At 26.6% G+C, this 14950-nt stretch carries 14 protein-coding genes and 1 pseudogene; 10 read left to right on the top strand and 5 right to left on the bottom strand.

Going from position 1 to position 14950, the window contains the following annotated elements; genetic code table 11:
• Nucleotides 1-72 precede the first annotated feature (72 nt).
• The 4 genes from BPP43_RS02360 to pyrB all read right to left on the bottom strand — a co-directional run bounded on the left by BPP43_RS02360 (nt 73) and on the right by pyrB (nt 3943).
• The gene (locus BPP43_RS02360; protein WP_015274050.1) at nt 73-963 is read right to left on the bottom strand and encodes an ABC transporter substrate-binding protein; all 891 of its coding nucleotides are present in this window, start codon (nt 961-963) and stop codon (nt 73-75) included.
• Nucleotides 964-970: 7 nt separating this feature from the next.
• On the bottom strand, nt 971-1552 hold the full coding sequence (nadD, locus tag BPP43_RS02365; RefSeq protein WP_015274051.1) for a nicotinate (nicotinamide) nucleotide adenylyltransferase: 582 nt from the start codon (nt 1550-1552) through the stop codon (nt 971-973).
• Between the two features lie 103 nt (nt 1553-1655).
• Entirely contained in the window at nt 1656-2867 is a 1212-nt protein-coding gene (locus BPP43_RS02370) for a dihydroorotase (RefSeq protein ID WP_015274052.1), read from the bottom strand.
• On the bottom strand, nt 2864-3943 hold the full coding sequence (gene pyrB / locus BPP43_RS02375; protein ID WP_015274053.1) for an aspartate carbamoyltransferase: 1080 nt from the start codon (nt 3941-3943) through the stop codon (nt 2864-2866). Before pyrB ends, BPP43_RS02370 begins: the two co-directional genes overlap by 4 nt.
• Before the next feature lie 339 nt (nt 3944-4282).
• Here pyrB and BPP43_RS02380 point away from each other — a divergent pair.
• The 8 genes and pseudogenes from BPP43_RS02380 to BPP43_RS02410 all read left to right on the top strand — a co-directional run bounded on the left by BPP43_RS02380 (nt 4283) and on the right by BPP43_RS02410 (nt 9752).
• A pseudogene (locus BPP43_RS02380) lies at nt 4283-4850 on the top strand (outer membrane barrel protein).
• A gap of 241 nt (nt 4851-5091) precedes the next feature.
• Complete coding sequence (gene glmM / locus BPP43_RS02385; RefSeq protein WP_013243071.1) at nt 5092-6459, top strand: phosphoglucosamine mutase; 1368 nt, start codon at nt 5092-5094, stop codon at nt 6457-6459.
• Nucleotides 6460-6580: 121 nt separating this feature from the next.
• Nucleotides 6581-6781 carry a CAP domain-containing protein gene (locus tag BPP43_RS11900; RefSeq protein WP_252832371.1) on the top strand — a complete coding sequence of 67 codons (201 nt, stop codon included), beginning with the start codon at nt 6581-6583 and terminating at the stop codon, nt 6779-6781.
• Nucleotides 6750-7355 (top strand): spore germination YkwD domain-containing protein, encoded by a 606-nt coding sequence (locus tag BPP43_RS02390; protein WP_252832372.1) that lies wholly within the window; start codon nt 6750-6752, stop codon nt 7353-7355. The genes BPP43_RS11900 and BPP43_RS02390 overlap by 32 nt, the downstream gene beginning before the upstream one ends.
• A gap of 24 nt (nt 7356-7379) precedes the next feature.
• Nucleotides 7380-7790 (top strand): ExbD/TolR family protein, encoded by a 411-nt coding sequence (locus BPP43_RS02395; RefSeq protein WP_014933268.1) that lies wholly within the window; start codon nt 7380-7382, stop codon nt 7788-7790.
• Between the two features lie 36 nt (nt 7791-7826).
• Nucleotides 7827-8399, top strand: coding sequence for a sulfurtransferase-like selenium metabolism protein YedF (yedF, locus tag BPP43_RS02400; protein WP_014933267.1), 573 nt, complete (start codon nt 7827-7829; stop codon nt 8397-8399).
• 6 nt (nt 8400-8405) lie between these two features.
• Entirely contained in the window at nt 8406-9521 is a 1116-nt protein-coding gene (locus BPP43_RS02405; RefSeq protein ID WP_015274055.1) for an aminotransferase class V-fold PLP-dependent enzyme, read from the top strand.
• A gap of 12 nt (nt 9522-9533) precedes the next feature.
• Nucleotides 9534-9752 (top strand): putative Se/S carrier-like protein, encoded by a 219-nt coding sequence (locus tag BPP43_RS02410; protein ID WP_015274056.1) that lies wholly within the window; start codon nt 9534-9536, stop codon nt 9750-9752.
• Between the two features lie 262 nt (nt 9753-10014).
• Here BPP43_RS02410 and BPP43_RS02415 read toward each other — a convergent pair whose 3' ends face one another.
• Nucleotides 10015-11205 carry a cation:proton antiporter domain-containing protein gene (locus tag BPP43_RS02415; protein ID WP_015274057.1) on the bottom strand — a complete coding sequence of 397 codons (1191 nt, stop codon included), beginning with the start codon at nt 11203-11205 and terminating at the stop codon, nt 10015-10017.
• Between the two features lie 683 nt (nt 11206-11888).
• Between BPP43_RS02415 and BPP43_RS11705 the strand changes: the two genes are divergently transcribed.
• Both BPP43_RS11705 and BPP43_RS02425 read left to right on the top strand, forming a co-directional pair.
• A complete protein-coding gene (locus BPP43_RS11705) occupies nt 11889-12617 on the top strand; it encodes a hypothetical protein (RefSeq protein ID WP_015274058.1) in 729 nt (242 codons plus the stop codon).
• 217 nt (nt 12618-12834) lie between these two features.
• Nucleotides 12835-14943: a hypothetical protein gene (locus BPP43_RS02425; protein ID WP_015274059.1), complete on the top strand. Its 2109-nt coding sequence runs from the start codon at nt 12835-12837 to the stop codon at nt 14941-14943.
• Nucleotides 14944-14950: the final 7 nt, after the last annotated feature.

Genomic DNA, 14950 nt, shown 5'->3' on the forward strand with positions numbered 1-14950 from the left:
GAGAATTTTTTAACAAAAAAATATCTATTTTTTTATAAAAAAATATTATTTATTAGAAAATATTATTATTTGTTAGAAAATATAATAAAAATCATCTCTTGGAATATTATTTCCTATGAGTTTTTTATCAAAATTGTATATGAAATTATAATAATTATTTAATTTTATTTTCATGTTTTCATCATTATAAAAAGTAATACCAATTCTATCTATACCATAAGAAACAGCTTTGGCGTTAATTAATATAGAAGTTTGTTTAATTAAAGATTCTATTTTTTCTTTGTTATTTAAAATATACTCACTAGATTTTTTATATTCATTTAATATTTCTTTTAATAAATCATTATTGTTTTCTATAAAACTTTGTTTTGCAATAAGCACAGCAACAGGGTAGGGGGTAATATATTTTGAAATATCAACTATTATATTTATGTCTTTATTTTCCAATAAGGCTGAAGATAAAAAAGGCTCTGGAAGTATAGCAATATCAACTTTTTTAGATGCTAATGCTTTTGATAAATCTAAATTGCCAAGAGAATAATTTATATTTGCTCCTTTTATATTTTGATTTTTTATTAAATATTGAAGCATTAAATCTGGAGTTGATAATTTTAATCCGCAGTAAATAGTTTTATTTTTTAAATCATCTATGTTTTTTATATTTTTATCACTTGAAACTATAAACATTTTTGTTTCGGAAACAACAGCTACGGCCTTGTAATCTAATCCTCTATTATATATTATAGAAGCCATATTCGCAGGGACAGCAGCAATATCAACTTCACCTTTTATTATAGAAGCCAATATATTATTAGGAGAGTTTATAATACTTATATTGATTTTTTTATAATCATTAATCATCTTTACAGCACCTATTGCCGTAGGTCCATTTAATAAACTCATTTCAAAAGAATACAAACTAAAAGAGATTAAAAAAAATAAAATAACAAATATTTTTCTCATGATATACCTATAAATATAAATTATTTTCTTTTATATAATTATACACTTTGTCTTTTAAGAAATACCTAAAAGCACCATTATTTTTTATTCTCTCTCTAATTAAACTAGATGAAATATCTATTCTTGGAGCTATTATAGTTTTTATATTATATTTTTCTATATTATCGCTGATTAAGTTTTTGTTATCATCTCTATTAAGAACTACAATATTAGATAAATTAGATATTTTTTCAGGCTCTCTCCATTTATCAAAATCTTTCACCAAGTCAGCACCTATTATAAGAATTGGTTTATCTTCAAACTTGTAATTATTATAAATATATTCTAAAGTTTTTATCGTATAAGACACACAATCATTTTTTATCTCATAATCATCTAATATAAAGTTGTCATTATCTTCTATAGACAATTTTAACATATTAATTCTGTCATCATCAGAAACTTTGCCGCTTATGCTTTTATGCGGAGGTATTTTACTTGGAATGAATAATATTTTATCGCATTTAAGTTCATGCTGTATAGTATCAGCCAATATTAAATGCCCCAAATGAGGAGGGTCAAAACTTCCGCCTAGTATTGCAATCTTCATAAACACTACGACACTGCCAAATAGAATTATATTAAAAGTTTAATTGTTAAATAATAATTTGCAAGCATATTTTTTATTTATATAGCTAAACAATTATATTTTGTTAATATGTATAATAAACTTCTTTTCCAAAACCTTCATGAAACTTTCCGTTATTATAAACTACATTTCCTCTCACTATAGTAGTTATAACTTTGCCGCCTCTTTTAAATCCTATATATGGAGACCAAGAAGCTTTTGTAATTATATCTTTATCTTCTATAATGGATTCATCATTCAAATCTGCTATTACAAAATCAGCATCAAATCCTTCTTTTAATAGGCCTTTGTTTTTTATGCCGAATATTTTAGCAGTATTTTCGCTCATAATTTTTGTCAGAAGTTTTATATTTATAGTAGAGTCTTTTACTTTTTTTAACATTAGTTCCAATGAATGCTCTATAGAAGGTATTCCGAAAGTAAGTTTTTCCAATTTCTCACTTAATAAATGCGGTGCATGGTCTGTTCCTATAGTGTCTATTGTACCGTCTAATATAGCATTCCATAATGCATCATTGTCTGATTTCTCTCTAAGCTCTGGTTTCATTCTAAGAAGCATTTTGCTTTTATCATTTTTATTAACATCTTCAGTATTCAAAAATAAGTGGTGTGGGGTAGCTTCACCATAAATTATCATACCAGAATCTTTTGCTTTTTTAAGAGAATTAATTTCACTTTCTAATGATAAATGACATAAATATAACGGAGTATTTGTTTGTTTTGCTATATTTATTGCCTTATCAACCATTTTCTCTTCTGCATGTACTGTAACAATTTTTGAAGCTTCAAATAACTTATATAAAATTTTATCATCTTCAACAAGCATGTTTCCAGTAGAAGCATTAAAGAAAATTTTTGTAGAAGCAGCTTTGTTTATAATTTGTTTTATATCTTCAGTGTTATCAGCCTTACTTCCTCCAAAATGAAAACCATAATCAACATATGACTTGCCAATCATCATATTCTTTTTTTCTTCTAAGCTTTCTTTGGTTATGGTGTTTGGAATGGTGTTAGGCATATCCAAGAATGTTGTAACACCGCCTCTTGCTGCAGCTTTACTTCCAGAAGAAAAATCCTCTTTATGTGTAAGCCCAGGGTCTCTCATATGAGCATGAGGGTCTATTATACCTGATAAAACATGATTATAATTGGCATCTATTATATTACTGTCTTTATAGATTTCAAAATTATTATCAAAATCTATTTTTTTTATCTTTTCATTTTCTATAATAATAGATACTATATTATTTTCTATTTTGGCATTCTTTATTATCATTTTGTTATCTCTTTATTACAATAATAACAAAAATCTCCATAACTTCTTCTAGCAACTTTATTTTTTGTCTCTTCAAAATGAGTAACACATTTTTTATTTTGACAAACAATTTCTTTATTTTCTATTAATTCATAATCTTTTTCTTTTTTCTTAGCAGTGCTTTCTACTATACCAGTAGCCAAAGATAACATAGCCATTCTTGTAGGAACACCATTTTTAGCTTGTATAAAATATTTAGCATATTTTGTATCATCTAAATCAATACTAATCTCATCAACTCTAGGAAGCGGATGCATTATAATCATATCTTCTTTGCATTTTCCTACTATTGTAGATTTTGAAATATTGAATGCATGTTTTACTTTTTCGTAGTCTTCTATATTTTCAAAACGTTCTCTTTGTATTCTTGTCATATATAAACAATCAATTTCTTTTAGTATTTCTTCGTAATTATTGCCTTTATGATATTTTATTCCAGCATTGTCTAATTCTTTTAATATATAATCAGGAATCTGAATAATATCAGGAGAAATATAATAAAACTCTCCATTAAACATTTTTAAAGCTTTTGAAAGAGAGTGAACAGTTCTTCCATATTTAGTATCTCCTACAAATGCTATTTTTTTATTTTCAATACTTCCTAATTCATCTTTTAAAGTGTATAAATCAAGTAATGTTTGACTAGGGTGTTCATTAGAGCCATCGCCTGCATTAATTACAGGGCAATCAGTAACTTCTTCAGCAAACTTAGCAGCACCGTCTATAGGGTGTCTCATAACTATTACATCAGAATATGCTGAAACCATTATTATTGTGTCTCTTAAAGATTCTCCTTTTTTTATAGAAGAAACATCAGGGTTATCAAAACCTATAACATCTAAACCCATTTTATATGCTGCCGAATTAAAAGAAAGTCTAGTTCTTGTTGAAGGCTCAAAGAAAAGGCTTGTCATTATCATTCCATCCATCATTTTTCTTCTTTCCATATTTGGAGTATTATCTAGTCTTTTAGCAACATCTAATACTTCCAAAATTTCTTCTTTTGACATTTCTTTAATACCTATAAAATTTTTCATCTTAACATCCCTTAATAATTATTTGTTTTTACAGCATAAAAAAAAGGGAATAAAATCACTAATAGCAATTTTATTCCCTTTTAAAAATTCTGCATTTGTTAATTTAAACAAACATAGAAAATACGATAATAAATAAAATAAGTTTTTTATTATACCATTCATAATATTTCCTACACTGTATAAATTGGATTAATTATATATTAAAATAAAAAAAAATCAATATATAAAAAATCTTTTTTAGTAGGGTAGATTAAAAAAATTAAAAACTAATTATACTATTTACTTTAAAATATAATATATTATACTAATTAACTATATTAATTATATAAAATTTAAATTATGTTTAAGAAGATAATAATATATTCAATTTTTACTGTTTTAATTTATAGTACATCTAGTGCTAAATTATTTTCATATTTCCCAACAGATTCAGCATTGGGCTTCTTCTTTAAGATTTAGTTTTCCTCTTCAAGCTTCATTAGGAGTAACAGGAAAGTTTGAAGGAATACCTTTTATGTTTGGAGGTATATTGAATATTGGTATATCTAGTAAAGGTGCATCTTGGTTTGGTTTTAGTGCCAGTGCCGATTGGTGGGGATATACAACTAGATTGGGACAATTAGGTGATTCTGATGTAATGTTGTATTTAGGTCCTGGTGTAGAAGCTATTTTTAATTTTGCAGCTAAGTATGTCAATATAGAAGCTGATTTTAGAATACCAGTTGGAGTATCATTTATAGTAAAAGAAGATTGGGAAATATTTTTGCAATTAACTCCTGCATTAAATGTTATATCAGTAGGAACTAGAGGGTTTGCAACATTTGGCTGGTATCCGGAAAGCAGCGGTTGGGCTTTTGGCGATTTCTTTAGGTTTTATGGTGATTTTGGCTTTAGGTATTGGTTCTAATAGCGTATGGAAGTTTATTTTAGGATAAAATATATCTTCCGATAATGTATATTATGTTAACTAGTGTATGTGCTTTTTTATTAGAGTTTATACGGCTATATATGAATTATTGTTACTCTTAATTCTATATGATATTTTTAATATTTTACTTTACAAAAGATTATTGACAAAAGATTATTCATAAATTATCATATTTAGAAAGTTGATTAAAAAATATAATAAAATTGGAGTTTAATAGAATATGCCAACTTTAAAAACAAGTATATCAGGAATTAGAGGAATTATTGGAGATGGTTTAGATATAAGTACTATAGTAGATTATACTTCTGCATTTGCATCTCTTTTTCCAAAGAAAGCAAAAATCTTAGTAGCAAGAGATACAAGAATAACAGGAGAATCTATATTAAATGCTGTTGTAGCTACATTAATGGCATCTGGAATAAATGTAATAGATATAGGAATAACACCAACACCAACTGCGTTATATATGGTAGAAAAATTAAAAATACATGGCGGAATCATGATATCTGCAAGTCATAATCCTATAGAATGGAATGCATTAAAGCTTATAGGTAAAGGCGGACATTTTTTAGATGAGAAGGCTGTTAATGAACTTATGAAGCTTTATGATAAAAAGGCTAAAAGATTTGTTAAGGCATTAGAGACTGGAACTTATCAAAAAATAGATAATGCCATAGAAGAACATATAAAACGTATTTTAAGATTTATAAATGTTGAAAAGATTAAAAAAGCAAATTTTAAAGTTGCTTGTGATTATGTTAATGGAACAGGATTATTTGCTACTCCTCCATTACTTAAAGCATTAGGAGTTAAAGAAGTTTCTATAAATAAAGAACATACTGGTAAATTTGCTCATGTTGCTGAGCCTTCTGCTACAAGCATGAAAAGTTTATCTGAGTTAGTAAAGAAAAACAAAGTAAATATAGGATTCACTCAAGACCCTGATGCTGACAGACTTGCTTTAGTATTAGATGACGGTACTATAATAAGCGAAGAGTATACTTTAGCTTTATGTGCTAAATATTTATGGTTGTCTGGAAAAGGAAATGCTGCTGTGAATTTATCTACTTCTAGAATGATAGATGATTTAGCTAAAGAGAAAGGGTATTCAGTTGACCGCACAAAAATTGGTGAGATAAATGTTTCTTCTCATATTGTGAAAAATAAATTATATTTTGGAGGCGAAGGAAACGGAGGTATAATAGTGCCTGCTGTAACTCCTGGAAGAGATTCGCTTTTAGGTATTGCTTTAATATTAGAATTAATGGCTACTACTGGAAAAACTATAAAAGAATTAGTTAATGAAATACCAAAATATGAAATAGTAAAAGAGAAATTAGAAGTTTCAAAAATTGATGAGAATAATTTCTTAAAGCAAATAAAAGAAAAATACAACAAAGCTAAAATTACAACTATAGACGGAATAAAAATAGATTTAGAAGACTCTTGGCTTCATGTTCGTTCATCAAACACTGAACCTATAGTTCGTATTATTGCTGAGGCAAAAACTAAAAAAGAAGCTAAGGAGTTAATTTCTATAGCTATTAATATGATAAAGGATAATAATAAACCTAAAAAAACTAAATAAAAAAACTTTCTTCTACCCTACTCTATTATGTTTTTTTATTTATTATGTAATTTATATTTTTACAAATTATAAAAAATAGTTTTATTATTATAACAGAAAAATAAATTGGAGATAAACTACGATGAAAAAAATTAGTTTAGTAATGATTTTTATATTAATATCAGCTTTTGCATTACATGCAGATGTTATTGAAGATGAAGTATTTAGATTAATTAATTTAGAGAGAAGCAAGGTATCACTTCCTCCTCTTCCAAATAATCAGAGATTACATTCTTTAGCACTTTATCATAGTGATAATATGGCTAAAAATAAATTTCTTTAGTAATACAGATTTAGAAGGTCTTGACTCTAAAGGAAGACAATTAAAATTATATCCTGAAATGGTTGGAAATATTACAGAAAGTTTCACAAAGTTAGATGTTATACCTCTAACTGATAAAAATGCTGCTGCTAGTATTGTTAAAAATTTAATGAATACACCAGACTACAAAAAAGTAATATTATCAAAAGATTTTAATGCTATGGGAGTTGGAGCTTCAAAAAGAGGTGTTGGAGTATATACTACTGTAACTTTAGCGAATATTATAGCTGAGTCTGTTAATTTTAAGTCTGAAGTAAAATATGGTGATGATATTACTGTACAATATAGAATATTAAATAAAGCACCATTTACAGATTTTAAGATAGCTGTTGAAATGGCTGACCCTAAGGCTCAAATACTCGGAGATGATGGTAAAACTTATATAGGCAAAGTGATATATGATGTTACAGATGCAGGAAACACTGTTATAAGCAAAACATTTAAAGCAGAATATGGTAAAGGAGAATACAAAGTTTCATTACTTTATAAGGGTGAGCATTTCTCAAGCAATACAAGAGTTATAACAGTTAAATAATAATAATATAAAGAGAATAATACAATGAAGTTTAGACATAGGTTTACAATAAAAAAAGGTATAGATTTAACTCCTATGATGGATATAGTATTTAATTTACTAATATTTTTTATGATAGGCGCTACAATCATGCAAACTCCTCAAATAGAAATTAGTTTACCTAAGTCTACTTCAGCTGTAGGAAAAGAAAAAAATGAAACTATAATAATAACTATATCTAAAGAAGGCAGTATATACGTTAATGAAGAGGCGGTAAATGATATAGATGGATATCTTAATAATTTAGCTAAAGTTGAAGGAGAATTAGCTAAGCCTGTTGAGATAAGGTCTGACGAAGATGTTAGAACTCAAGTTTTAATATCTGTAATAGATAGTGTAAAAAATGCTGGTTTTACAAAACTAGGTATAGCAACAGATACTAAAAATAATAATTAAAAAAATTAATATATATATAGTAATAGGAGTATTTTTATGAAAACAGTAGATGCAAGAGGCGTTCCTTGCCCAAAACCTTTAATATTAACTAAAACAGCTTTAATGAATGCTAGTCTCAACGAAGAGATTGAGGTGCTCATTGATGATGAGGTGGCATTCCATAATATAACTGATTTTCTTAATAATAATAAAATAACATATTCTAATAATGGAATGAATTTCAAAATAACAAAAAACAAAGAATTATCACAAAATGACTCTGCTAAAGAAAAATCATCAGGTCCTGTAATTGCTGTAGTAGATAAAAAAGCTATGGGACAGGGAAACGATGAACTTGGAGAATTATTATTAAAAGCATTTTTAGGAGCTTTAAAAGATGCTAATCCAAAACCTGAGGCTTTATATTGTTATAATGGCGGAGTTTATTTAGGAATTGATGAGCCTTATAAAAGTTTGTTGCAAGAGCTTAGAGATGCTGGAATAAAAATATTTTTCTGCGGAACTTGCGTTAAGTTTTATGAATTGGAAGGAATAAAAGTAGAAGAGCAAACTAATATGCTTGGTATAATAGAGGCTATGGCTAATGCTTCTGCTGTAATAAGAGCATAATTTTTTATGAGCAAATATTATTATTTCGATAACTCAACAACGAGTTTTCCTAAACCTAAAGAAGTTGCTGAAGATATGAGTAATTTTTTACTTAATATCGGAGGCACTTATGGAAGGGTAAATACCAAAAGAGGAAAATACACCACTGAAAAAATAGAAGAATGCAGAGAACTTTTAGCGAATAAGTTTATAGGTACAAAAAATGATTCTAATATTGTATTTACTTCTGGGGCAACAAGGGCTGTTAATGATATATTAATAGGTTTAGATTTGCATGATACAAAAGTTTTAATTTCTTCATTAGAGCATAATGCAGTACTTAGACCTATTTATCATTTGCATAAAAATAAAAATGTTGAATATCAATTAATTCCTTCAAAAGACGGAGGAAAAATTGATATAGAAGCTTTATCTGAAATAGTAAAAAAAGATAAAATATCACTTGCTATAGTTAATATGGAAAGCAATATTAGCGGAGTTATACAGCCAATAAAAGAGATAAAAGAAACTGTTAAAGACATTCCCCTACTCGTTGATGCTACTCAGTATATAGGTGTTGGTGATATATTTGCTGATGATTGGAATATAGATTATTTAGTGTTTACAGGTCATAAAGGTTTACTCGGTCCTACTGGTACAGGCGGTTTTTATGTGAAAGAGCCTAATAAACTTAAAGCTTCATATTTTGGCGGAGGCTATGGTGACGGTTTTGAAACGCCTTACAGTGTGCCGGAAATATATGAGGCAGGCACTCCTAATACTGTTGGTATTATAGGGCTTTTAGCAGCATTAAAAAACAGACCGTCATGGAACATAACAATAAATGATATGATAGACACTATAAAAAAAATAGAAAGCTCAAATAAATATAAAGTAATTTGGTCTAGAGAGCCTTCTTCACAGGGTTTTTTGTTTTCTATAGAGAGTGATTTAAATATGGCAGAAATTGCTCATAGGTTATATGATGATTATAATATAGAATGCAGATATGGTTTTCATTGTGCAATTTTAGCTCATAATTTTTACAAGAATAATAATGGTGCTATAAGATTTTCTTTTTCACCATATACTACAAAAGAAGATTTAGAATATTTAGCTGATGTACTTATAAACAAATTATAGGATTTTTAATATATGACTAAAAGTTTTTGTTATTTAAAAACACCAAGAGATTTAATAAAGGCAGAGAAAATATTATCAGATGCTGGTATTGAAGTAATTGTACGTCCTGCTCCAGAGCCAATATTTGGTGTTTGCAATATGGCTATAGATATAAAAGATAATGACAAAGTATATATAGTCTCTTTACTTGAGGCGGCTGGTTTAGTGGTATTAATAAAAGAAAGTGAATAATATGCCTAAATAAATATAATTGGTTAATTTATTTTATAAAAATTATCAACTTTTTCCAGCCTTCGCACCCATACCTAAAGGTACTTTCTTCGGTCGCAAAAAGTGGGGGGCAGTATGTACTTCGTTAGATATAAAACCCTGCAAATATATTAATTTATGTCTTTATTTTATTCAACTTTTTCCCGCCGCAAAAAGTTGCAAAAAGTGCAAGTATCTAAATTTTATATCTAAGAAATAAATATGTATAATGATACAATATATATTATTCATGTTCTAATAACTTTTTGTAAGAAACTTCTATTGCAAAAGCTCCAAGCGGTGCTGTTATTAATATGGCAAGTACTGCTATTACAAGTATAATCTCTCCTGATGCCAAACCCAACGATAAAGGAATAGAACCTATTGCAGCCTGAACTGTTGCTTTAGGGCAATATGCTATCATAGAAAATATTCTTTCTTTTTTATTGAGTTTGGTTTTTATTAATGATACAAGAACACCTAACATTCTAAATATTAAAACAGCAAATATTAATACAATTCCTAAAACTCCAGCATTAAAAGCATAATTAATATTTACCGCAGCACCCACTAACACAAAAAGAATAATTTCAGCAGCTACCCAAAGTTTTGAGTATTTTAATGAAAGCCTTTTTGATAATTCTTCTTTTGATTTTTTAAGATATGCTCCTATACTCATAACTGCTAAAAGTCCAGATATTCCTATAACTCCTCCAAATAAATTAGATATTGAAGTCTCTATACTTACAAGTATAAAAGATATGCTTAATATTATTACTACTTTAGCACTGTCTCTTATATGGAATTTAGTAAAGAACTTTGATAATATAAAACCTATAATAATACCTAATAAAAGTCCAAATATAATTGAAGTAGGTATTTTGACAAAGTCAAGGTAAGATATATTTCCTCCCTTAACAAGCGAAGTAAAAGATGTAAATAGCACTATTACAAATATATCATCAACAGAAGCACCAGCCATAAGTAGTTGAGGTATACTTTTGTTGGTACCGTATTTTTCATCTATAAGTTTAAGCATTTTCGGCACAAGCACAGCAGGAGATACAGCAGCTACAACAGCCCCCATTAAAGCAGCATCTAATAAACTAATATCAAAAAGTTTCGGAGCTATTAAAATCATTCCTATTATTTCAAAACTTGCAGGCACAAAGCACATTAATATTGCAGGACGCCCTACTTTCTTTAAGTCTTCTATATCAAGATTAAGCCCAGCACGAGTAAGTATTATAATAAGTGCCAATTCTCTTAAATCTGCTGATATTGAAAGTATAGAGTTATCTAATAAATTTAAACAATATGGTCCTAATACTATACCTGTTATAATTAGTCCTAAAAGTGATGGGAGTTTTAAGAGTGAGAATATTTTTCCAAGTATCATTCCGCATAAAAATATTAATGCCAAACTGAGAAGCATAATTACATAATCCTTTTTGATTAGTATTTGATTTTTTATTATGATATAAATTGAAGAAATATAAAAAGCTATTATCTGCAAAAATCATAAATCACCTAAACTATAATTTTTTTATAATTTAAGTTTATAAAAAATCATAAATTTGCAGAAGTCATCAGCTTTTATATTTTTTGATTAATTAAAAATAAATAAGCGGTTTAATTATTTTATAAATTTATTAAATAATTTAAGGAGACCTCATTCCTTATTTTTTTGTATATTCTATCATAAATATTTTTTATTTCAATATTTTAATAATATTATATATATAAATTTTGTAAATATAATAATAACTATTATTGATATTTTGATATTTTACAATATAATATCAATAATAACTAGAGATTAAAACAAAATATTGTTTACTATTTATGTTTTTGTAATAATTTTTTATAAAAATATAAATAGTAGCTTTTATTATAAAAACAAACAAACTTACTTAATGATATTTTTGGTATTATTTAATTTTTATACGTGTAGAAAACAGTCAGTTGTAAATCCTATTAATAGACCAATAGAAAAAATCATAATGATGGCGGAAATAATAGCATATATATTGAGGTTGTTGCTAATACTATGATAAATAATGAAGCATTATCTTCATTTAGATTAATATTAAAACCTTAAATTAAAAAGGATAATTTATGAAAAATATACTAATAATACTATTTATATTTTCAAATATAGTATTCGCTTCTTCCTTTGAATTTGATTTTTCTGTTTCTTCAGGCGGTACATTTGATTTCAGTTACAATGAAGGATATTCTTTTAAAAAAGATTTAGATGGTTTTAGAGTAGGTTCAGGACTTTCATTAAGCATATTGCTGTCATTGGGCAGAAATGATGAAATTAATAATAATATTTTAACCAGTATAAGTAGTATGATTGAAACAGGATATAATTATTATAGGAGGGAGAGAAGAGGAAATAAAGATTATTATACTGATGATGGATATTATGTATATGATTATCATAGTATTATTTTAGGATATTTGCTTAGACTAAATTTTCACAATAAGGTTTCTTTAGGCATAGGAGGTGGAATTTTTATTCCTTTATACAGTACAGCTAATCAGGCAGATTATTCATTTGGACTTATTGATAATTATCAATATATGACAGAGTTTAATCAAAAAAATATTGCTTTTATGTATAAGCTTCCTTTTATGCCTTATGTAAAAGCGAATGTTGTAAGATATTTTTATTTTTCAGACAGATGGTCTTTTAAAATTGGAGGAAATTTAATATATAATTTTGGTATGGAGCTTGATACTTATAGATTAGGTTTTTATAATGTATATGATAAATATAATTTTTCTTATTTTGATATAGAGATTTATGTTGGCATTTCCTTCGGAAGACCTAATAAATAATTAATAATGTTTATAATAATATCAAGTGCAGTAAAATTTTAGTGTATATTTTTTTATTGTACTTGATATTTATTATCTAATATAAATATTTTTTATTTCAAGTTGTAATAAACTGTTAATTTTTAATATAATAATATAAAATATTTTTGTTAACATATTAAAAAAATTACCGTTAATACGAATAGGTATTATAATATATTTAATGGCGGTTTAAAAAATGGCTGTAAAAAAAACAACTGAAGAAAATAAAGAAAACTACAAAAAAATTGCTGAGAAATTGCAAACAAAATTAGATAAATCTGAAGCAAAGATAATAGAATTAAATGAGAAATATATAAAAGTAATAGATTTGCAAAAAAAGAAATTAGAAGATAAATATAAAAAACTTGAAGATAAATATAAAGAAAAAATAAAACAGTTAGAAGATAATATAAAAAAATACAAAACAGATAATGTAAAAACAATTAATTCAGATATAGAAAAATTAAAAAAGAAATTAGAATTAGTAGAAAAGAGCAATAAGAAACTCGAAGAAGAAAAGAAAAAAATAGAAACACAAAATAAAGAGCTTAACTTAAAAATAAAAGAAGCACTACAAACTAATAAAGATACAGATAAAGAAACTTCAAAACTAATAAAAGATTTAGAAGGCAAATTAAAATCTCTAGAAACAGAAAAAGAAAAAATAGAAATACAGAATAAAGAATTAAGCTTACAAATAAAAGAAGCACTACAAACTAGCAAAGATGCAGACAAAGAATCTTCAAGATTAGTAAAAGACTTAGAAAGTAAATTAAAAACTTTATTAACAGAAAAAGAAAAAATAGAAGCCCAAAATAAAGAACTAAACTTACAAATAAAAGAGGCATTAAAAACTAGTAAAGATTCTGACAAAAAAGACAAAGAAACTTCAAAACTAATAAAAGATTTAGAAGGCAAATTAAAAGCCTTAGAAACAGAAAAAAGAAAAATAGAAACCCAAAACAAAGAATTAAACTTACAAATAAAAGAAGCGTTAAAAACTAGTAAAGACTCCGACAAAAAAGACAAAGAAACTTCAAAATTAATAAAAGATTTAGAAAGCAAATTAAAAACTCTATTAACAGAAAAAGAAAAAATAGAAGCTAATAATCTTAAATTAAATGAAGAAATAAAATTATTGAAAGAAGAAAATAAAAGTTCTAAAAATACTATAAAAGAAATAAATGATTTAAAAAAGAAATTAGAACAATCTGAAAACTTAAGAAAAGAAGTTACTGAGAAATTAAAAAATGCTATAGTACAATTAAAAGAAAACAAAAAAAATGCAAATAAAGTTTCAAAAGAAGATAAAGAAAAATTTAGAGAAAATTTAAAATTATTAAAAAAAATAAAAAAAGAAAGTGAACTATTAGATAAAAAAAGAGCACATTTAAAAAAAGAAGAAGAGAAATTAAGATTAATAAGAAGCAATATACAAAGCTCAGCAAAAGATATAGCATCAACTATAAGAAATAGTCAAGTTAATTATTATAATAATCCTAATATGCCAGAAAATCCATTAGACCCTAATGGTACAACCGACTCTTTGGATATGCAAGGAAATAAAGCTTTTGATATAGACCCTGCAACTGAAGAAGGAATAAAAAAAATGGCAGGCATAATGTGTGCTGCTATGGACGATTATAGAGAGCAAAAAGAAAAAGAAAGCAAAGAAGAAACCATAACAGAAGGCGAAGAGAGATTAAATAAAGCATCAGAGCAATTAGAAGATTTGGTAGAAAGCAGACTAGAAGATACATATCAAAATGATAATGCTCAAAAACGTCCATTTACAATAATAGATAAAATTGAAAACAGCAGAGTTGAAATAAATGAAGGATATAACCCTCAATCTGCTGGTCAAACAATAGTTACAAACAATGAAGATGGAACTAAACAAACTATAACAGCTCCAGCAAATCAGCAAGTTCCTAATATCACAGTAAAAGTAGAAGCTCCAAAAGAAACAAATAAATTATCAAAACCAGAAACTCAATTAAGACCTGCTAGTGAAACTCCTACTATGAGAATGAAGCTTCTTGATGATACTGATGATTATGAAAAGAAACTTGTTATTACTTATGGGTTTGATAATATGCCTGAAAATATGTATTATTCAAAATACAAAAAAATATTAAGAAATGCTGCTAGAATAAGTTTGCTTGGTAATTTACAAGAAGGTCTTGATATGTTTAAGCTAATAAGAGATCAAAATATACCAGATGAGTATAAACAAATGATAGATAAAAACATACAAGATATAACTTATTATCTTAGAGGTTTGCATAGAGTTAGATTGGAATAGAAGTTTT

Origin of the sequence: Brachyspira pilosicoli P43/6/78 (assembly GCF_000325665.1) — a bacterium.
GTDB lineage: Bacteria > Spirochaetota > Brachyspiria > Brachyspirales > Brachyspiraceae > Brachyspira > Brachyspira pilosicoli.